This window comes from Streptomyces sp. MMS24-W38 (assembly GCF_059889265.1).
Genome location: NZ_JCBCPP010000001.1, coordinates 7,183,278 through 7,201,009, shown reverse-complemented (window position 1 = coordinate 7,201,009; position 17,732 = coordinate 7,183,278). Strand labels below are relative to the sequence as shown.

Genomic DNA, 17,732 nt, shown 5'->3' with positions numbered 1-17,732 from the left:
CCCATAGACCGGACCCGCGTACCAGGTAAGGCAAGCCTTTGTTTAGGATCGAGTGAGGCTCTTGTCATCGCTCGAAGGGAACCTGCCCATGCCCCGCCCCCTGCGGGTAGCCGTCGTAGGATCCGGCCCCGCCGGGATCTACGCCGCCGACGCCCTGCTCAAGTCCGACGTGGCCGCCGAACCGGGCGTCTCCATCGACATCTTCGAGCGCATGCCGGCGCCGTTCGGTCTGATCCGGTACGGCGTCGCTCCCGACCACCCGCGGATCAAGGGCATCATCACGGCCCTGCACCAGGTGCTCGACAAGCCGCAGATCCGACTGTTCGGCAATGTGGACTACGGCGCGGACATCCATCTCGACGACCTGCGCGCGTTCTACGACGCTGTGATCTTCGCCACCGGCGCGACCGCCGACCGGGCGATGTCCGTCCCGGGGATCGACCTCGACGGCTCGTACGGCGCAGCCGACTTCGTCTCCTGGTACGACGGTCACCCGGACGTGCCGCGCACCTGGCCGCTCGAGGCGGAGAAGGTCGCCGTGCTCGGCGTCGGCAACGTCGCCCTCGACGTCGCCCGCATCCTGGCCAAGACGGCGGACGAACTGCTGCCGACGGAGATCCCGCCGAACGTCCACGAGGGGCTGAAGGCCAACAGGGCGCGGGAGATCCACGTCTTCGGCCGCCGCGGCCCGGCGCAGGCGAAGTTCAGCCCGATGGAGCTGAGGGAGCTGGACCACTCCCCCAGCATCGAGGTGATCGTCGATCCCGAGGACATCGACTACGACGAGGGCTCGATCGCGACCCGGCGCGGCAACAAGCAGGCCGACATGGTCGCCAAGACCCTGGAGAAGTGGGCGATCCGCGACGCCGGCGACCGTCCGCACAAGCTGTTCCTGCACTTCTTCGAGTCACCGTCCGAGATCCTCGGCGAGGACGGCAAGGTGGTCGGTCTGCGCACCGAGCGCACGGAGCTGGACGGCACCGGCAACGTCAAGGGCACCGGCGAGTTCAAGGACTGGGACGTCAGCGCGGTCTACCGCGCGGTGGGCTACCTGTCCGACAAGCTCCCCAAGCTGCCCTGGGACATCGACTCCGGCACCGTTCCGGACGAGGGCGGCCGGGTCATGCAGGAGAACGGCGAGCACCTGACGTCCACATACGTCACCGGGTGGATCCGTCGCGGCCCGGTGGGCCTGATCGGCCACACCAAGGGCGACGCCAACGAGACGGTGGCGAACCTGCTGGACGACTTCGCCAACGGCCGGCTGTCGGCGCCGGCGTCGCCCGCCCCGGAGGCCGTGGACGCGTTCCTCGCCGAGCGCGCCGTCCGCTACACCACCTGGGACGGCTGGTACCGGCTGGACGCCGCGGAGAAGGCGCTGGGCGAGCCGCAGGGACGCGAGCGGGTGAAGCTCGTGGAGCGTGAGGACATGCTGCGGGAGAGCGGCGCATGAGCTGAGAGCCGGGCAGCCGGCACCGAACTACGGCGGAGCGCCCGTCCGGTCCCTCGAGGGACCGGACGGGCGCTCCTCTTTCCGCGCGGTCGGCGAGCGGCCGTCGGCACCCACCGGTACCCCCCCTGGCGTGACAGCAATCGAAGTTGTGTACGATCCAGCCTCCACTAGATCACCATACGACCTTCACACAAAGGTCGTGCAGGGGGGATGAGTTCATGCGTATACGCACTGCTGCCGTCGCCACCACCGCCACCGCGAGCGCCCTGGCCATGCTGACGGCCGTTCCGGCGCACGCCGCCGAGTACACCTCCGCGCTCAAGGTGCGCGGCGTCCAGTACGACGCTCCGGGACGCGACTCCAACAAGTGCTCCACGGGCAACACGCACCAGGAGTACCTGACGATCAAGAACTACTCGTCGACGAAGACCGTGAACCTCAAGGGGTACCTGGTCAAGGACGCCGCCGGGAACCGGTTCGTCTTCACCGCCAACCACTACCTCGAGCCTCGCGACCACGTGAAGCTGCGCGGCGGCCACGGCACCGACTCCGACAAGAACAACGTCGTCTACCGCGACAACTGCAACTTCATCTGGAACAACGACAAGGACACGATCTACCTGGTCAAGCCCACGGGCAGCCGCGCCGACGTGCACTCGTACACGAAGCGCGGCTCCGACCGGGACGGCGACGGGTACATCAGCTTCCACAAGTGACCGGCCCCCGCCGGACCGTCATTCCATGAGCGGTAGGTGGCCCGTCTCCCCCGGGTGGAGGCGGGCCGTGCGGTCCGGGAGGCGCACGTCGATCGGGGCGGGGCCGGAGGCCGGTACGGCGATCTCCAGCAGGCCGCGTTCCAGCCTCAGCCGGACACCCCAGTGGCCGTGGTAGCGCAGGGTGAAGCCGTAGGAGGACAGCTCCGGCAGGGGCACCGGGTCCAGCCGCAGGGCGCCGCCCCGGGTCTCCAACCCGGGCAGTCCGCGCTGGACCAGGTCGAGGGTGCCGGCCATGGCTCCGAGGTGAACGCCCTCACCGGTGGTGCCGCCCTGGATGTCGGCGATGTCCCCGCGAAGTGCCTCCTGGCAGAACGTCCAGGCCTCGGCGCGCCGCTCCCGGGCCAGCACCCAGCCGTGGACGAGGCCGCTGAGGGTGGATCCGTGGCTGGTGCGGTGCAGGTAGTGGTCCACCGTGAGCCGCCAGGTCGCCTCGTCCAACTCATGCCCCAACCGGCGGAACAGGCCCTGTAGTTCGGCCGGGGCGAACAGATAGCCGAGCATCAGGACGTCCGCCTGCTTCGAGGCCCGGTAGCGGTTGACGCTGTCGCCCTCGGCCTCCAGGATCCGGTCCAGCCGCCGGATGTCGTCGTAACGCCGCCGGTAGTCCTGCCAGTCGAGCTCGGCGAGCTTCCCGTACCCCTCGAACTGGCTGATGACCCCGTCGTGGAAGGGCACGTGCAGGGTGCGGGAGACCTCCTCCCACTTCTCGAGTTCGCTTCCGTCCAGGCCCGTGCGCTCGTCGAGTTCCCGCCGTCGCGGCTCGGGCAGGTCGCGCAGCACGTCGAGGGTGTGGGCGAGCACCCAGGCAGCGGTCACGTTCGTGTACGCGTTGTCGTCCAGTCCGGGCTCGGCCGCGTCGGGATAGGCGTCGTGGTACTCGTCGGGGCCGACCACACCCTTGATCCGGTGCCGGCCCAGCAGCGGGTCCCAGGCGGCGGCGTCCGCCCAGAAGCGGGAGATCTGCAGCAGCAGTTCGGCGCCCTTGGTGTGCAGGAACTCGGTGTCGCCGCTGGCCTCGCAGTACTGCCACACGTTGTACGCGATCGCCGAGCCCACATGGTGCTGAAGGTGGGAGTGGTCGGGCACCCAGCGGCCCGACCGCGGGTTGAGGTGGAGCTGTTGGGCCTCCTCCCGGCCGTCGCTGCCGCTCTGCCAGGGGAACATCGCCCCTCTGCGTCCGACGTCCCGGGCAGCGTTGAGGGCCCGGCCCAGTCGGCGGTGCCGGTAGTGCAGCAGGGCGCGGGAGACCTCGGGGAAGTGCAGGTTGAGGTAGGGCAGCACGAACAGCTCGTCCCAGAAGACGTGTCCGCGGTAGGCCTCGCCGTGCAGCCCCCTGGCCGGCACCCCGACGTCCAGGTCGGCGGTGTGCGGGGAGAGCGTCTGGAGCACATGGAAGAGATGCAGACGCAGAATGCTGCCGGCCTCGCCGGGGACGTCCAGTTCGCCCCGGCGCCACAGCTGGCCCCAGGCCGTCCGGTGGGACTCCAGCAGTTCGTCGTAGGCGGGGACACGGTCCACCCGGTCGACGGCGGCGTGCAAGGGGTCGCTGATGGCCGGGTCGCGCGAGGTGTGGAGGGCGACGATCTTGTCCACGGTCGCCGTGTGGCCCGGGGCCAGGTGCAGACGGGTCGACTGGACGGCACGTCGGTCCTCCCTGCGGATCGCGGTGGGCGCCTCGGACAGCAGCCGGGAGGCGAAGGCGATCAGGATGTCCGAGGTACGGGTGCGGCAGGACAGCCACACCGTGTCCGGCGCCGAGCTGCCGCTGTGCACATGGGTCAGATGCCGACCGTCCAGGTCCCGGTAGCGGGCCACTCCCGCGTTGGTGACGCCGCCGTCGAGCGCCGCCTCGACCTCGAGGGTGCCGGAGTGCTGCTCCCCCGTGAACTCGGTCCGCAGCGCGGCCAGATGGGGGTCGGCCATGTGCACCATCCGTTCCTGGCGGACCCTCAGCACCCGGCCGCCGCCCAGGTCGTACCGGGTCAGCCGCTCCAGCAGCCCGGAGGCCATCCGCAGGGTCTCGTGGTGGTCGAGCACGGTCGCGGTGTCGGGGGTGAGCCAGGTGCCGCCGGGCAGCCGGAAGCGCAGCGGCAGCCAGTTGGGGAGGTTGACGAGGTCCTCGTTCTCCACCTGCCGCCCGGCGACCTCCGAGGTGAGCCGGTCGTAGCAGCCGGCCTTGTAGGTGCCCGGGTAGTGCACCTCGTCGGCGGTACACTCCGGCAGCGCTCCCCGGGTGGCGAAGTAGCCGTTTCCGAGCGTGCACAGCGACTCCCGCAGGCGCGCCTCGGCGGCGTCGTACCCCTCGTACTCCCAGGTCCAGCCCGTCACAACGACGCTCCTTCCGCGGTCGGCCCAGCGGAGAGCCCTGGTGGTGCGGCACGGGGTACCCAGCCCCGGGCCGGCCACACACGGCCGGACAGGTCCTAACTCTCCCGTACGGGCGCGCGCCACACCAGGGTGGTGCCCCGGTCCGCGGAACTGTCGATCTCCAGCTCGCCCCCGAGTTGCGCGGCGCGCTCGGCCATGTTGCGCAGTCCGCTGCGGCGGCCGCCGACCGGGATGCCCACACCGTTGTCGGAGACCGTCAGCCGCACCTCGCGGCCGTCGGTCTCGAGGGCCACCTGGGCGCGGTCGGCGCGCGCGTGCCGGGCGATGTTGGTCAGGGACTCGGACAGGACGGCCACCACATGGTCGGCGGTCTCCTTCGACACATGGGTGTCGACCAGGCCCTCCATCCGCACGCTGGGGGCGAAGCCGAGCAGGGGAACCGCCTCGCCGACCACCCGCACGACGCGGGCCCGCAGACCGGTCTCGGACGCGGTGTCGTGCGCGCGCAGACCGAAGATGGTCGACCTGATGATCTTTATGGTCTCGTCCAGGTCGTCCACCGCCCGGGCGACCCGCTCCGAGGCCTCCTTGTGCTCGATGAAGCGGCCGGCGCTCTGCAGCGTCATCCCGGTGGCGAACAGCCGCTGGATCGCCAGGTCGTGCAGGTCCCGGGCGATCCGGTCCCGATCCTCGAGCACGGCGATCTGCTCGGCATCGCGGCGCCGCTCCGCCAGTTCCATCGCCACGGCCGCCTGCGCGGCGAAGCCCTGCAGTGGCTCGATCTCCTTCTCGGAGAACTCGCCGGCGCCTGTGGCCCGCACCAGCAGGACGATGCCCCGGACACCGTCGCCCGATCCGACGGGCACCGCCACCGCCGGGCCGAGTCCGGCGAAGCGCGGTGGTCCGGACGAGACCCGCTCGTCGCTGGAGACGTCCGGGCTGGTGACGGGGGCGGCGCTGGTGAACGCCCGGCCCAGCAGACTGTCGTCGACGGGGACGACGAGCCCGCGGTGGGCGTCCGCCTCCTGGCCGATGGCGAGTTCCACGGTCAGTGATCCGGTGCCCTCCATCGGCACCGCCACCTCGGCGAGCGCGGCGCCGGTGATCTCCCTGGCTCGTTCGGCGATCAGCAGGAGGGCCTCGCTGCCGCCGCTGCCGGACATCAGGGCGTGGGTGATCTCCGTGTTCGCCTGCAGCCACCGCTCCCGCAGCCGGGACTCCTCGTAGAGCCGGGCGTTGTCGATGGCCACGCCGGCGGCGACGGCCAGGGTCGACAGGACCGACTCGTCCTCCTCGTCGAACTTCGCCCCGGCGCGCTTCTCGGTGAGGTACAGGTTGCCGAAGATCTGGTCACGGACCCGGATGGGGACGCCGAGAAAGCTGTTCATCGGCGGGTGATGGGGCGGGAACCCGTAGGAGGCGGGGTGGTCGGAGAGCTTGGCCAGCCGCAGCGGCTCGGGGTGGCGGATCAGTTCCCCGAGGATGCCGTGCCCCTCGGGGAAGTGGCCGATGCGGGCGATCGTTTCGTCGCTGACGCCGACCGTATGGAAGGCCGACAGTCGTTTGCCGTCGGGGCCGATCACGCCGAGGGCGGCGTACTCCGCGTCCACCAGCACCGCCGCGGCGTCGACGATGCTGTGCAGAACCTGCTTCAGGTCGAGTTCGCGCCCCACCTCGAGGACGGCCTCCAGCAGGCTGTGCACCCGGTCACGCGTGCCGCGGGCCGCGTCGATCCGGGCCTGGAGCTCCTCCAGCAACTCGTCCAGCCGCAGCTGCGGCAGTCGAAGACGGGCGTCCCCGTCCCGCTCGGAGCTCTCCACCCGTGGTCCTCCCGTTCGCTCGCCCCACCGGGAATGTGCCCCCGGCAGGTGCCACGGTAACGGGCCAGGCACGGTCGCGTCCCACCGAATGCCGCACCCGGCGTCAGCGGTCCGTGCGCCGCAGCCGGTCCTGGGCCTGGGTGGCGATCACGGCGGCCTGGATACGGCGTTCCACCCCGAGCTTGGCCAGCAGCCGGGAGATGTGGTTCTTCACCGTCTTCTCCGCGAGATACAGCCGCTGGCCGATCTGCCGGTTGGTCAGCCCTTCACCGATCAGCGCGAGGATCTCCCGCTCGCGTTCGGTCAGTCCCGGCAGGGCGTCCTGCTCCTCCTCAGGCTCCTCCTGTTGCTGCCGCAGCCGGGCCATCAGGCGGGTGGTGGCGCTCGGGTCGAGCAGGGACTGTCCCGAGGCGACCGTCCGCACGGCCGCGACCAGGTCCGAGCCCTGGATCTGCTTCAGCACATAGCCGGAGGCACCCGCCATGATCGAGTCCAGCAGGGCCTCCTCGTCGTCGAACGAGGTGAGCATCAGGCAGGCCAGATCGGGCATCTTCGAGCGCAGCTCGCGGCAGACGGTCACACCGTCGCCGTCGGGCAGGCGGACGTCGAGGACCGCCACGTCGGGGCGGAGCGCGGGGACGCGGACCAGGGCCTGCTCGACGGTGGCGGCCTCGCCGACCACGGTGATGTCCGGTTCGTCGTTGAGCAGGTCGTGCACCCCGCGGCGGACCACCTCGTGGTCGTCCAGCAGGAAGACCCGGATGGGCCGGTCGGGTCCGGGCTGCTCGCTGTCCGCCATCTGACGCTCCTTGTCCTTGTCGGTTCTTGTCGGTTCTTGTCGGTTCTTGCCAGTCCTCGTCCACCGGCCGCCGACTGTCGGCCGACCGGTCCTCCACAAGGAGATCCTTCTCGATCACGGGCCGGACGGCCAGGGCCGACCGGCCTTGCTTTCCGCGGGCGACCCGTTTCGTCCCGGGTCCCCCGCTGTCCTGCGCGACACGGCCAAGGCCGGTCGGCCCGGGACACCGGGACCACCGGCACCTGTGCCACGGCGCGCGGCCGGGTCATCCTCGGGGCAGGAGCGGCATCGATCCCCCGCGGTGTCGCTCCGCTCACGATACCGACGGTTCCGGTGCTCGCCCCGTCCTCACACCGGGTGCCGTACTCACCGGTCAGTGCCGGTCGGCCCCGGTGGACCGCTGCGGCTGGGGCCGGCCGGCCCTACCGGTGAGCTCGCCGCTCCGGGTTGTCTGGACGGTATGCCCCAGAACCCCAGCCGGTCCGTGGCGGAGCCGCCCGAACGGATCGTCGCCGGAACGACGGTCGTCACCCCGCGCGGTGAACTCGACCTGCGCACCGCGCCCGTTCTGTCGCGGCGCCTGGACGCACTGACCGACCGCGCCGTTCCCGACCTGGTGCTCGATCTGCGCGCAGTGACCTTCATCGACTGCTCGGGGCTGGGCGTGCTGTGCCGCGCCCGCAACCGGGTGCTGGCCCGCGGCGGGCGGCTGCGGCTGATCACGGACGGGTCCTCCTTCCTGCGCGTCCTGCACCACGTCCGGCTCACCGGCGTCTTCGAACTGCTTCCCCGGCTGCCCGCGGAGCTCGACGCGGCCGCCCCCACGGGGCGCGCAAACCGCTGAACAGCGTCGTGAGTCCCCCGCGACCGGGCCGATCGGCCCTGCTGGGTGCCCATCGGCCCGGGACCGAAGGTCCCCTTCTCCCGGGCCGATGGGCCCGCAGTGCCCCACCCTCGCCGGTTACCGACGGAAACCCTCATGCCGGATTGCTATACAGGTGGTGCCGCCGGTCCGGAACGGCGGCCCAACCCCCTTACTCCGTCGCGCTGTTGGGAGACCTCATGCTGTCCGAAGAATCTGCCGCAGTGGTCCGGGTCACCCTTCCCGCCGTGGCCGGAGCGCTCGACGAGATCACCGCACGTTTCTACGGTGCGATGTTCCGCGATCGTCCCGAACTGCTGGACGGCATGTTCAACCGGGGCAATCAGGCCAGCGGGGCTCAGCGCCGGGCGCTGGCCGGTTCCATCGCCGGTTTCGCGCAGGCACTGCTCGCCGCCCCGGACACCCGGCCGGACGCCCTGCTGGCACGGATCGCGCACAAGCACATCGCGGTCGGGGTCACCGACGACCAGTACACGATCGTGCACAAATACCTGTTCGGCGCGATCGCGGAGGTGCTCGGCGAGGCCGTCACCCCCGAGGTGGCCGCCGCCTGGGACGAGGTGTACTGGCTGATGGCCGGTGCCCTCATCGGGCAGGAGGCCCGTCTCTACCAGAAGGCGGGGGTCGAACCGGGCGCGATATGGCGGCAGTGGACGGTCGTCGAACGGCACGAGGAGACCCCCGACGTGGTGTCGTTCCTGCTGCGCCCGGCCGACGGCGAGCCCGCCCCGCCCGCACGGGCCGGGCAGTACGTGAGCGTGCGGCTGCGGATGCCCGACGGGGTGCACCAGCTGCGCCAGTACAGCCTGTCCTCGGACCCCGGGGGCGACCTGCGCCGCATCACCGTCAAACGCGTCACCGGCGAGGCGGAGGCACCGGACGGCGAGGTGTCCGACCTGCTGCACGCGCAGATCGGTGTGGGGGACGAACTCGCGCTGTCCGTGCCGGCCGGCGACGTGGCCCTGGACGAGGCCGACACCCCGCTGGTGCTGGTCTCGGCCGGTATCGGCTGCACCCCCATGGTGGGCATGCTCGCCCGGCTCGCCGCGACGGGCTCGGCCCGCCGGGTCCTGGTGCTGCACGCCGACACCTCGCCCGACGAGCACGCCCTGCGCGCCGAGGTGCGGTCCCTGGTGGAGCGACTGCCGGACGCCCGCGCGGTCTTCTGGTACGAGCGGCCGGGCGCCGAGGAGCCCGACGCGCTCGGCGGCCTGATGGACCTCACCGGGATCGACGTGCCGGCGGACGCGTCGGTGTACCTGTGCGGCCCGCTGCCGTTCATGCGCACGGTGCGTGGCGGGCTCCTGGGTGCCGGCGTCCCCGCCCGGCAGATCAGCTACGAGGTCTTCGGTCCCGACCTGTGGCTCCCCGACGCGGCCTGACCGAGGCCGGCTGACGCCGCAACGGGCGTGTGCCCTCCGCGAACACCACTCGCGGAGGGCACACGCCCGTTGCGGCGTTCCGAACCGCTCCGGTCCGGTCCCCGCTCAGACCTCCAGGTCGGTCTCGATCCGGCGCAGCTGGTGGCGCGCCATCGCCAGGTTGGCGCGCGCCTTGTCCAGGACCAGGTACAGGAACAGACCGTTGCCGCCGCGCCCCGTGAGCGGGCGGATCAGGTGGTACTGGGTGCCCAGGGTGATCAGGATGTCGTCGATCTCGTCCTTCAGCCCCAGGAGTTCCATGGTGCGCAGTTTCGAGCGCATGACGTCGGTGTTGCCCGCGGCGGCGACCTCCAGGTTGAAGTCCTTGCCACCGCCGATCGTGCCGAGCGCCATGCCGCTGGTGTAGTCGACGAGTGCGGCGGCCGTCGCGCCGTCGATGGAGCTGAGGCAGTCCTTGAGCGCGGTCTCGGTGTTGGCCATGAGAGGTTTCCCTTCGGTCGTGATCGTTGTTCTGGCCGGTCGCCGGGTCGTGCCGCGGCGGCGGGCCGGGAGGAAGAGCCCGGATTCAGCCGCCGGCCTGGGGCCGGGGCCGGTGTGCGGGCCGCTGCGGAGCGCGCACCGGGAGGGTGCCGATCCGGCGGTCCGTGTCCAGTGCGGGTACGGGGCCTTGTTCGGGCGCCGTGCGGTCGGCGTGCCGGCCCGCGCCGGGGCCGGCGCCGGTGGCGACCAGGTCCGCGATGCGGGCCCCGCTGCGCCGGCCCTCCAGATGCAGCCGGCCCACGTTGACCCGGTCGTCGGCGAGCAGGGTGAGCACGGCGGTGCTTCCCGCGGCGTAGGTCGCCACGTATCCCCGCGTCCCGCGCACCAGCAGTTCGCGGAACTCGCCGCGGGCGGTGGCGTCCGTCACTCGGTACGCGACACCGAGCGCGGCGGCGGTGAGCGCGGCCAGCCCCTCCGGTTCGGTGTCGGGCACGTCGTGGGCGAGGACGAGCCCGTCGACGGTGGCCGCGAGTGATCCCGCCAGCCTGGGGACCCGGGTACGGAGCCGACGCAGTTCGTCCAGCACGTCGGTCTCGACGGCCATGAGCAGTCTCCTTTCGGCACGCTGTCGACGCGCGCGGATCACAGGGCCTCCAAGGCGTCCAGGAGCCGTCGCAGCAGCGCTGTGTCGGGCTCGTCCCACGAGGAGCCGGCTTCGCCGGTGCCGTGGGGGACGGTGGCGACGGGCGGGGGTGGGGGCGGTGGTGCGGGGGTGATCAGTCCGGCGGCGGCCAGGCGGCGCAGTTCGACGAGGGTGTGGAAGGTGCGGCAGGCCAGGGCCGAGGCGATCTGCGCGGCGGTGCTGGCCCCGTCGACCCGGGCGAGGGTCCGGCCGCGGCGGGGCGGCAGGTCCGCCGGGTCGGCGCCGGACGCGCGGGTGAGGGGGGCGGTGTCGACGGTGGGGTCGGGCCAGATGCGGTGCAGCAGATCGCGGCGACGCCGCGACTCGCGCAGCACGCTGTGCACCGGAACCGGGCGGACCGCGCCGAGCCAGTGCGCTGCTTCCGGGCGGAAGCGGAGCGCGGCGGTGTCCTGGGCCAGCGCGAAGTACGCCGCGTCGAACAGCGCGCCCGTGTGGCACAGTTCCAGCGCGCCCTCGGTGAGACGGCCGCTGTCGACCAGCTGGCGGCCGACGCGGTGGCGGGCCCCGGCCCGCTCGACCGCCTCCCACCAGCCGTCGGCCGGGAGGGCACCGCTGCGGGTGAGCAGATCGCCGAGGTCGGGGCTGTACACGGATTCGACGTGGACGACGTGCCCTGCCGCCAGGTAGAAGACCCCGGACTCGGTGGAGAGGGCCCCGGTGGCACGGTCCGCCGCGAGGCTGCCGAGCGCGGCCGGCACCGATCCGCCGGTGGGCGCCGATCCCTCGATGGGTGCCGCCGTGGTCATCCGAGCACCAGCCGGTCCGCCATCTCGGCCAGCCGGATGCGGGCCAGGGCCAGGTTGCCGTCACGGCGGTCGAGCCACAGGTACAGGAACACGGTGCTGTCGAAGGCCGTGATGACGAACCGGAGTAGGTGGTACGCGTCGACGGTGGTGAGGATGAGGTCCTGGACGGGGGGTTCCTTGCCGGAGGCGACGGACCCGACGGACAGGCCGCCGTCGGCAGGTGCGAGTGTGCCGCTCTCCATAGCGAGGCGGGCGAGCTCGGCGGTCTCCGCCGCTGTCGCCTCCGGGTCGTCGCCCGGCGCGTCGCCCACCGCGCCCAGCGCGAGTCCACTGATCCAGTCGACCACCAGTGCACCCCGCGCACCGGGCAGTCGCATGGCTTCCAGCAGGCTCTCGTCGATTCCGGGCACGCCGGATCCCCCCTCATCGCACGGCTGTACCGCGAACGTGACGTCGACGCTACGGTGTGTGCTCGACCGAGGTGGGGGCTTTGGTGTTTTCCCTTGGAATATGCGACAAGGAAGCCCCGGGGCTGATAACGTCAGCGATTTTCCCGGTCCGGTGGGCCGGGGGACGAGCAGGGCCTTCCCCTGTGCGGATGGCGGGTCGGCCCTGCTCACCGGATTCCATTGCGGGGACCGGGTACTGTCGCGACCACGAGTGAAAGCCTTCCGCCATGTGTGCGCCCCGCACACCCCGTGCGCGGGACCCGCGTACGGGGCGACACGTGGCACATGAGAGCCCCACAGCGCGGGTAGCCGCGGACGAGGACCGCCGCTCGGCGGAACCCTCGTCAGTTCGCCGTCCGACAGCGACGACAATGGCAGGAACACGTGCCCCCGTTCACCCCTGGACCCATGCCTACCTCACGCACAGCCCGCCCCACGATCCCTCCGTCCGTCTGGCTGACCGCCGGCCGGCACACCGGTGCCTCAGCGCTGGACGTGCTCCGGCGCACCCTGCCCCGGCTGGAGGGCGGCGGGGGCGTCGACGCCTTCCTGGAAGTGCCCGACGACGTGCCCGAAGCCGGGCACGAGACGCGGCACGACACGCCGGACCGGGTGTTCCAGGCCCGTGTCCGGGTCGCCGGGGCGGTGACCGTGCGCGCCCGGCTGAGCGTCGGCCCCGCCGAGGGGGACGGACAGCGCTGGATCCTGGTCGCCGAGGCCGAGCAGCCCTGGGACCACACATGGCCGTCCCCCGCAGGTATGTTCTGGCCCCTGGACGACCCGGACGCGGACTGGAACCACGACGCGGCCACGGGACTGCGGCTGGGAGAGATCAATCCACTGCCCGAGGACGACAAGGCCGTACGGCGGCTGCTGCGCGACTGCGCGCGGAGCGCCGACGGGAACGGGTGGAACATCCACGTGGTCGTCCACGAGGCGATGACCACGGACGACCGCGGCCGGCTGCCGCTCGCCCACTGGCTGCCGTCGGGGCTGCGGCATCGCGTGGTGGAGCACCGGGCCGCGCCGCACCAGTTGCGGGTCGTGAACTGGGCGCTGCGGGACTCCGGTGTCGAGGTGCCGCGCGGCGGTGCGGTGGTCCTGCCCGGCGGGCCGGTCCCGGACGGCTACGACGCCGGGGAGTTCTCGGTGCGTGCGGTGTTCCTGGACGGCACCCGCCCCGCCGAGCTGGTCGACGCGGTGAGCCGGTTCGCGGCGCTGCCGCGTCCGCTGCCGGACGGCGCCGAGGCCGCCCTGACCGCGCTGCGGGAGGACTGGCGTCTGCTGACCCTGGAGGAGGAGCTCGCCCGCGAGCGCCGGCTGGTCGCCATGTACGCCGACGCGCTGGAGGCCATGACGAAGTCCCGCGACCTGTACCGCGAGGCGGCCGAGAGCGCGCACGAGGCGCTGGCCGCCTACCGGGAGTCCGCCGCGGCCTCCGGACCCCGCGCCCTGCCGCCCGGCGGTACGCCGGCTCCGTCGCCCGTGCGGCAGCTGACGCGCACGCTGGAGCGCCTGAAGTTCGGTCCCAGGGCGGCGCGTCGCCCGTCGGCCGACGAGGAGGAGCGCGGGGCCCCGCCCGCCGCCGACAGGCAGTCGGCGGCTTCGGGCCCGTAGGGCCTTTCCAGGTCCGTGCCCGGTGAACCCGGCGTCCCTCCTCGGTCGGCACGCGCTCAGTCCGGCATCCGGTGTGTCCCGGGTGCCGGCCACACCGCCCAGTGCCTGCCGGGGAACGGGGACGCCACCCGGACGAGCAGGGCCGCCAGCGCCAGCAGCGCGGCGGTGACGGCCGTCGCGCTGGCCAGCCACTGCGGGGCGAGCGCGAGGCGGACGGCTCGGGACAGGAAGACGGACGGGAAGGACGGGCCGTAGGCGTGCGCCCCGACCAGGGCCGCGGGTACGACGACCGCCGGCGCGAGCACCAGCGCGCCGGGGCGCACCACCAGGATCAGGGCCAGCGCCGTGCAGAGCACCGACAGGCCGACGGTGAAGGCGTGCAGGCCCAGTGCGGAACCGTCGCAGTGCGGGGGGAAGTGGGCCACCGCGCACAGGGCGAGAGCCACCGCGGCGAGCCAGCTGGACCAGGTCAGGGACCGGTCCGCCTGTTCGGGCGCGCGCTCGGGGGCGGCGCCGCCGGGTCTCCGGTCGGGCCGCGTGCCCTGCCCCGTTCGCGCGCGGGGCCGGTGGTGCCTGATCCGGTGTCTCGAGCGCAGGGCCGCCGCGCCCCGGGCACCGCGGTGGCCGGTCCGGTACCCGGCCTCCGGCGTCGTTCCGCGCCCGTCCCCGGCTTCCTCGTCGTCCCGGATGCCTCTCCGGGCCCCGCCCCCGTCCTGGCCGCTGTTCCCGGCTCGGTACGGAGCTCGGTGCCGGTCTCCGTACGCGTCGTCGTCCTGGTCGCCGTGGTCGTCCTCGGAACGGGACGGGGCCGACGGGACCGTCGTCGGGCTGCCGGAGCGTTCCGGTGGCTCCTGCGCGGCCAGCCGGTCTATCAACTCGATCAGTTCCTCGACGGAGCGGCCGGAGGCTGCGGCCCGCAGCGCCTCCTCACGGCAGTGGGGTGCCAGTTCCTCGTTCTGCAGCAGCGCCACCAGCCGGGTCACGTCCGCCACGGGACGGTGCGCCGCCGCGGCCCGGATCACCTCGTCGGCGCTGTCGGCGTCGCGGGGCGGCCGCGTCAGCAGGGCGACCAGACGGGCGACGTCCTCCACGGACCGGCCCACTCCGACGGCGCGCAGGGCGTCGACCACGGCCGGCGTGTGCTCGGGTGAGCGTGCCAGCGACGTGATGAGGTCGGCGACCTCCTCCAGGGGGCGGTCCGACACCGCCGCGCACATCAGGCCGCCGACGGCGTCCCCGGTGCTGAGCGGGACCGGGTCCAGCAGGCCGGTGCCGGTGGCGGAGACCGTCGGGGCGGACGGAGGGGGCATCGTCGGCGGTGCCGGCGGGAGGGCCGGGTCCGTCCCGGCGGGTATCGCGGATCCGTTCGAGGTGTTCGAGGAGGGTGATGAAGAGCAGGTGGTCATGCTCGGCTCCATGAAGAAGGCTGAGGCCGCTCCTCGCCCCGGACGTACGACGAGCGACGTTACGTGGACCATTACTAGGCGCCCTCGCCCCGCACGGCCACTCGGCTGGGCCATGGGTATGACCTGTAATGCTCCATGCGTCCGGCGGATGCCATAGCCGGGGCCGTTACCGGGCATCCAGACAGAGAGACCGTTGCCTCGCCGCGCTTGGAGGAGGACACCCCGTGGACACCACCACCGTGGTACTCGTCGCCGCCGTCGTCGCGGCCGCCGTGCTGGCCTGCGCCGTGGCCGTCCTGGTGCGGCTGGTCCGCACCCGGCGGGCGTTGCGGGACGCCGGTCTGCCCACCGGCCCACGCTGGGTGTTCTGGGGTGCGGTCCTCTACCTGGTGCTGCCGGCCGACCTGTTGCCCGACCCGGTCTATCTGGACGACATCGGCGTACTGCTGCTCGCCCTGCGCACCATGCGCGGCTCCCTCGGCGCACGTTCCCTCGGGGCGACGCCCCGGCGACCGGACCGTGAACCCGCCGATGACTACGCTCCGTAAGGAAACCAACCACCCGTTCGATTCGTATAAGTCTCTGGAAGCCAAAACAAGTCGGCGGACCAAGCGGCGGCGCGCAGTGGCCCGTCGCTGGTCGGCGCGGTACCGACGAGGGAGAGACGATGCAACCGTTCGCGCTCAACTACGCACGTCCGGCACCGGAGTTGGTCGTAACCACTCCGTATGTGTACGACTCTGGGCTGCAGTTGAACGTACTCGTCGACGGACGGGTGGCGGCCTGCGATCACGCACTGTTGCTGGAGGTGGGCACCACGACGTCCACCGCGGGGTCCAAGACCCACTTCGACGACTGACCATGGACCGCAGACGATGACCGTACTGATCCTCACCTGTGAAGAGGACGTGACCGCCGACATGGTGATCGTGCATCTGCACGATTCCGGGGTGCCGGTGGTGCGCCTCGACCCGGCAGACCTGACCGGCGGGGTCTCGCTCTCGGGTGAATACGTCCACGGCCGCTTCCGCGGCCATCTCTCCGCCGGGGGGCGGCTGGTGAGCATCGGCGGGCTGCGGTCCGTGTGGGTGCGCAGGCCGGGCACCCCGGCCGGACGGGCGGCCCGGCCGTCTCCGTGGCTGACCGAGGAGGCCGCCCAGGCCCTCTACGGCATGCTCCGCGGCTCGGACGCCCGCTGGATGAACCATCCGGACGCGGCCCGGCAGGCCCGTCACAAGCCATGGCAGCTACGACTGGCCCAGCGCTGCGGCCTGCCCGTGCCCGCCACGGTGATCACGACCTTCCCGCGCGCCGCCCGGGAGTTCGCGGAGCGCTTCCCGGACCTGGTGGTCAAACCGGTTTCCGGAGCACATCCGCAGGACCCGCCGCGGGCCGTTCCGACCAGCCGGGTGGCACCGGAGACCGACTTCGCCGCCGTGGCGTTCGGACCGACACTGCTCCAGCGGCGGATCGCGAAGCGGGCCGACATCCGGCTCACCGTCGTGGGCGAACGCCTGCTGGCCGCCCGCAAGACGACGGCCCCGGACGCGGAACCGACGGAGGTCGATGTGCGTTTCGCCACATCCCTCTCCCCCTGGGAGCCGGTCGACGTGCCGCCACGCACCGCCGACGCCGTCCACGCCTATCTACGCGAGGCCGAACTGGCGTACGGAGCCTTCGACTTCGCCGAGGACGCGGACGGAACATGGTGGTTCCTGGAGTGCAACCAGTCGGGTCAGTTCGGATTCGTCGAGGTGGAGACGGGACAGCCGATCGCCCGCGCCGTCGCCGAGTGGCTGGCCCGGCCCGCCCCCCAAGAGACTCCGGGGGTCAACGGGATGCGCACCACGGCGCGCTGAGGGCCCGTACCACCACGCCTGGGCGCGGTGGTACGGGCCCTTCCTCCGGGTCAGTGCGGTCGGGGGCCGGGCAACAGGGCGGTGCGCTGCCAGCCGTTGCCCGGGGACTGCGGACGGTCGAGGCCCGGGGTGTACCCGGACGACTGCAGGGGCCGCATGACCAGCTCCAGTTCCCTGCTCACTCGTTCGGCCTCCCTGCGGACCTGCGCGGGCACATCGCCGCATTCCGCGATGAGTCGGTCGTAGATGGGGGAATCCTGGAACACCCGGCAACGCGCCTCTCTGCTCGTCGCCCCCGGAGCGGGGGCGCGACTGCCGAGTGTAGGCGCCCGGACACCATGAAGTGGGAAATCGCCCGTACGACTTGACGCAGACCGGGACAGGAGGGGCAGCCGACGCGAGCCCCGGTCCGGCCGGACCCGGCGCGGTCCGGCCCGGTCAGGCTCCCGTCGTGGAGCCGGGGCGAACGATCATGAGGATCGTCACCGTCGCCCACAGCAGGTTGAACACACCGGTGGACATGGCCAGTCGTACCGTGGCCTGCCGGTCGACGGAGCGGCCCTCCGCCACCTGCTCGACGAACTCCTCCTGACCGGGCAGGACGAAGGCGATCAGGACGCCCGCGGCGGCCGCCGTCAGGGCGATGGAGGTGATGAGCCAGCCGTCGCCCAGGACCCCCATGGCGAGAGCGGTGGCGAGCCCGAGAACGGGCACCGCGATTCCTGTCCGGCATAGACCCCGCAGATGCGGTGCAGCACTCCGACCGTGGTCACCGCCGTCGCCGCGGGCCCACCACCCTCGGCGGCTCGGCGCACGGCCGGCGGGAACATGCTCGCCGCGACGGTCACGGGACCGACGGCGATGATGGCGGCGAGGACGTGGACGGACAGCAGGAACTTGGTCACCGGGGCTCTTTCCTTGGTGTGGTCAGCGGTGCCGGGCCCACGTTAGGGGCCCGGGGGACGATCACCCAGGGTCCGGATCGACAGCTTCCAACGGATTCCCGCCAACACCGCCGAGCTGCCCTCCCG

At 72.2% G+C, this 17,732-nt stretch carries 17 protein-coding genes and 1 pseudogene; 8 read left to right on the top strand and 10 right to left on the bottom strand.

Annotated elements, in window-relative coordinates:
- The first annotated feature begins 88 nt into the window (after positions 1-88).
- On the top strand, positions 89-1,453 hold the full coding sequence (locus tag AC6F7H_RS31840) for an FAD-dependent oxidoreductase (protein ID WP_500761256.1): 1,365 nt from the start codon (positions 89-91) through the stop codon (positions 1,451-1,453).
- Between the two features lie 218 nt (positions 1,454-1,671).
- Positions 1,672-2,169: a lamin tail domain-containing protein gene (locus tag AC6F7H_RS31835; protein WP_500761254.1), complete on the top strand. Its 498-nt coding sequence runs from the start codon at positions 1,672-1,674 to the stop codon at positions 2,167-2,169.
- 18 nt (positions 2,170-2,187) lie between these two features.
- Here AC6F7H_RS31835 and AC6F7H_RS31830 read toward each other — a convergent pair whose 3' ends face one another.
- From AC6F7H_RS31830 to AC6F7H_RS31820, 3 genes are all read right to left on the bottom strand, one after another.
- Complete coding sequence (locus tag AC6F7H_RS31830) at positions 2,188-4,557, bottom strand: glycoside hydrolase family 65 protein (protein WP_500761252.1); 2,370 nt, start codon at positions 4,555-4,557, stop codon at positions 2,188-2,190.
- 95 nt (positions 4,558-4,652) lie between these two features.
- Positions 4,653-6,377: a GAF domain-containing sensor histidine kinase gene (locus AC6F7H_RS31825; protein WP_500761250.1), complete on the bottom strand. Its 1,725-nt coding sequence runs from the start codon at positions 6,375-6,377 to the stop codon at positions 4,653-4,655.
- A 103-nt stretch (positions 6,378-6,480) separates the two neighbouring features.
- Positions 6,481-7,176, bottom strand: coding sequence for a response regulator (locus tag AC6F7H_RS31820; RefSeq protein ID WP_500761248.1), 696 nt, complete (start codon positions 7,174-7,176; stop codon positions 6,481-6,483).
- Between the two features lie 460 nt (positions 7,177-7,636).
- Between AC6F7H_RS31820 and AC6F7H_RS31815 the strand changes: the two genes are divergently transcribed.
- Together AC6F7H_RS31815 and AC6F7H_RS31810 are read left to right on the top strand one after the other, a co-directional pair.
- Positions 7,637-8,020: an STAS domain-containing protein gene (locus tag AC6F7H_RS31815; protein WP_500761246.1), complete on the top strand. Its 384-nt coding sequence runs from the start codon at positions 7,637-7,639 to the stop codon at positions 8,018-8,020.
- A gap of 218 nt (positions 8,021-8,238) precedes the next feature.
- Positions 8,239-9,441, top strand: coding sequence for a globin domain-containing protein (locus tag AC6F7H_RS31810; RefSeq protein ID WP_500761244.1), 1,203 nt, complete (start codon positions 8,239-8,241; stop codon positions 9,439-9,441).
- 105 nt (positions 9,442-9,546) lie between these two features.
- Here AC6F7H_RS31810 and AC6F7H_RS31805 read toward each other — a convergent pair whose 3' ends face one another.
- The 4 genes from AC6F7H_RS31805 to AC6F7H_RS31790 form a co-directional block, all read right to left on the bottom strand.
- Entirely contained in the window at positions 9,547-9,921 is a 375-nt protein-coding gene (locus AC6F7H_RS31805; RefSeq protein ID WP_500761242.1) for a roadblock/LC7 domain-containing protein, read from the bottom strand.
- 85 nt (positions 9,922-10,006) lie between these two features.
- Complete coding sequence (locus AC6F7H_RS31800) at positions 10,007-10,525, bottom strand: roadblock/LC7 domain-containing protein (protein ID WP_500761240.1); 519 nt, start codon at positions 10,523-10,525, stop codon at positions 10,007-10,009.
- A gap of 38 nt (positions 10,526-10,563) precedes the next feature.
- Entirely contained in the window at positions 10,564-11,370 is an 807-nt protein-coding gene (locus AC6F7H_RS31795; protein ID WP_500761238.1) for a hypothetical protein, read from the bottom strand.
- The gene (locus AC6F7H_RS31790) at positions 11,367-11,780 is read right to left on the bottom strand and encodes a hypothetical protein (RefSeq protein ID WP_202276916.1); all 414 of its coding nucleotides are present in this window, start codon (positions 11,778-11,780) and stop codon (positions 11,367-11,369) included. Before AC6F7H_RS31790 ends, AC6F7H_RS31795 begins: the two co-directional genes overlap by 4 nt.
- Before the next feature lie 447 nt (positions 11,781-12,227).
- Here AC6F7H_RS31790 and AC6F7H_RS31785 point away from each other — a divergent pair, with 447 nt between their 5' ends.
- Positions 12,228-13,436, top strand: a complete 1,209-nt coding sequence (locus tag AC6F7H_RS31785) for a hypothetical protein (RefSeq protein ID WP_500761236.1) — start codon at positions 12,228-12,230, stop codon at positions 13,434-13,436.
- Positions 13,437-13,492: 56 nt separating this feature from the next.
- Here the strand turns inward: AC6F7H_RS31785 and AC6F7H_RS31780 are convergent, their stop codons facing one another.
- A complete protein-coding gene (locus AC6F7H_RS31780; protein WP_500761234.1) occupies positions 13,493-14,842 on the bottom strand; it encodes a hypothetical protein in 1,350 nt (449 codons plus the stop codon).
- Positions 14,843-15,066: 224 nt separating this feature from the next.
- On the opposite strand from AC6F7H_RS31780, the gene AC6F7H_RS31775 reads away from it, so the two are divergent.
- The 3 genes from AC6F7H_RS31775 to tgmB all read left to right on the top strand — a co-directional run bounded on the left by AC6F7H_RS31775 (position 15,067) and on the right by tgmB (position 16,701).
- Complete coding sequence (locus AC6F7H_RS31775) at positions 15,067-15,390, top strand: YkvA family protein (RefSeq protein WP_500761232.1); 324 nt, start codon at positions 15,067-15,069, stop codon at positions 15,388-15,390.
- Between the two features lie 119 nt (positions 15,391-15,509).
- Positions 15,510-15,701, top strand: a complete 192-nt coding sequence (gene tgmA / locus AC6F7H_RS31770) for a putative ATP-grasp-modified RiPP (RefSeq protein ID WP_500761230.1) — start codon at positions 15,510-15,512, stop codon at positions 15,699-15,701.
- A gap of 16 nt (positions 15,702-15,717) precedes the next feature.
- Positions 15,718-16,701: an ATP-grasp ribosomal peptide maturase gene (gene tgmB, locus AC6F7H_RS31765; protein WP_500761228.1), complete on the top strand. Its 984-nt coding sequence runs from the start codon at positions 15,718-15,720 to the stop codon at positions 16,699-16,701.
- Positions 16,702-16,751: 50 nt separating this feature from the next.
- On the opposite strand, the gene AC6F7H_RS31760 is transcribed toward tgmB, so the two are convergent.
- Complete coding sequence (locus tag AC6F7H_RS31760) at positions 16,752-16,967, bottom strand: hypothetical protein (RefSeq protein WP_202276909.1); 216 nt, start codon at positions 16,965-16,967, stop codon at positions 16,752-16,754.
- Between the two features lie 172 nt (positions 16,968-17,139).
- Positions 17,140-17,606: pseudogene (locus tag AC6F7H_RS31755) on the bottom strand (hypothetical protein).
- Positions 17,607-17,732: the final 126 nt, after the last annotated feature.

What these genes read in the sequence shown, in the direction of transcription:
- AC6F7H_RS31840 (WP_500761256.1), top strand. Translation starts at nt 89, where the DNA reads ATGCCCCGCCCCCTGCGGGTAGCCGTCGTAGGATCCGGCCCCGCCGGG.
- AC6F7H_RS31835 (WP_500761254.1), top strand. Translation starts at nt 1,672, where the DNA reads ATGCGTATACGCACTGCTGCCGTCGCCACCACCGCCACCGCGAGCGCC.
- AC6F7H_RS31820 (WP_500761248.1), bottom strand. Translation starts at nt 7,176, where the DNA reads ATGGCGGACAGCGAGCAGCCCGGACCCGACCGGCCCATCCGGGTCTTC.
- AC6F7H_RS31815 (WP_500761246.1), top strand. Translation starts at nt 7,637, where the DNA reads ATGCCCCAGAACCCCAGCCGGTCCGTGGCGGAGCCGCCCGAACGGATC.
- AC6F7H_RS31810 (WP_500761244.1), top strand. Translation starts at nt 8,239, where the DNA reads ATGCTGTCCGAAGAATCTGCCGCAGTGGTCCGGGTCACCCTTCCCGCC.
- AC6F7H_RS31805 (WP_500761242.1), bottom strand. Translation starts at nt 9,921, where the DNA reads ATGGCCAACACCGAGACCGCGCTCAAGGACTGCCTCAGCTCCATCGAC.
- AC6F7H_RS31800 (WP_500761240.1), bottom strand. Translation starts at nt 10,525, where the DNA reads ATGGCCGTCGAGACCGACGTGCTGGACGAACTGCGTCGGCTCCGTACC.
- AC6F7H_RS31795 (WP_500761238.1), bottom strand. Translation starts at nt 11,370, where the DNA reads ATGACCACGGCGGCACCCATCGAGGGATCGGCGCCCACCGGCGGATCG.
- AC6F7H_RS31785 (WP_500761236.1), top strand. Translation starts at nt 12,228, where the DNA reads ATGCCTACCTCACGCACAGCCCGCCCCACGATCCCTCCGTCCGTCTGG.
- AC6F7H_RS31780 (WP_500761234.1), bottom strand. Translation starts at nt 14,842, where the DNA reads ATGACCACCTGCTCTTCATCACCCTCCTCGAACACCTCGAACGGATCC.
- tgmA (WP_500761230.1), top strand. Translation starts at nt 15,510, where the DNA reads ATGCAACCGTTCGCGCTCAACTACGCACGTCCGGCACCGGAGTTGGTC.
- tgmB (WP_500761228.1), top strand. Translation starts at nt 15,718, where the DNA reads ATGACCGTACTGATCCTCACCTGTGAAGAGGACGTGACCGCCGACATG.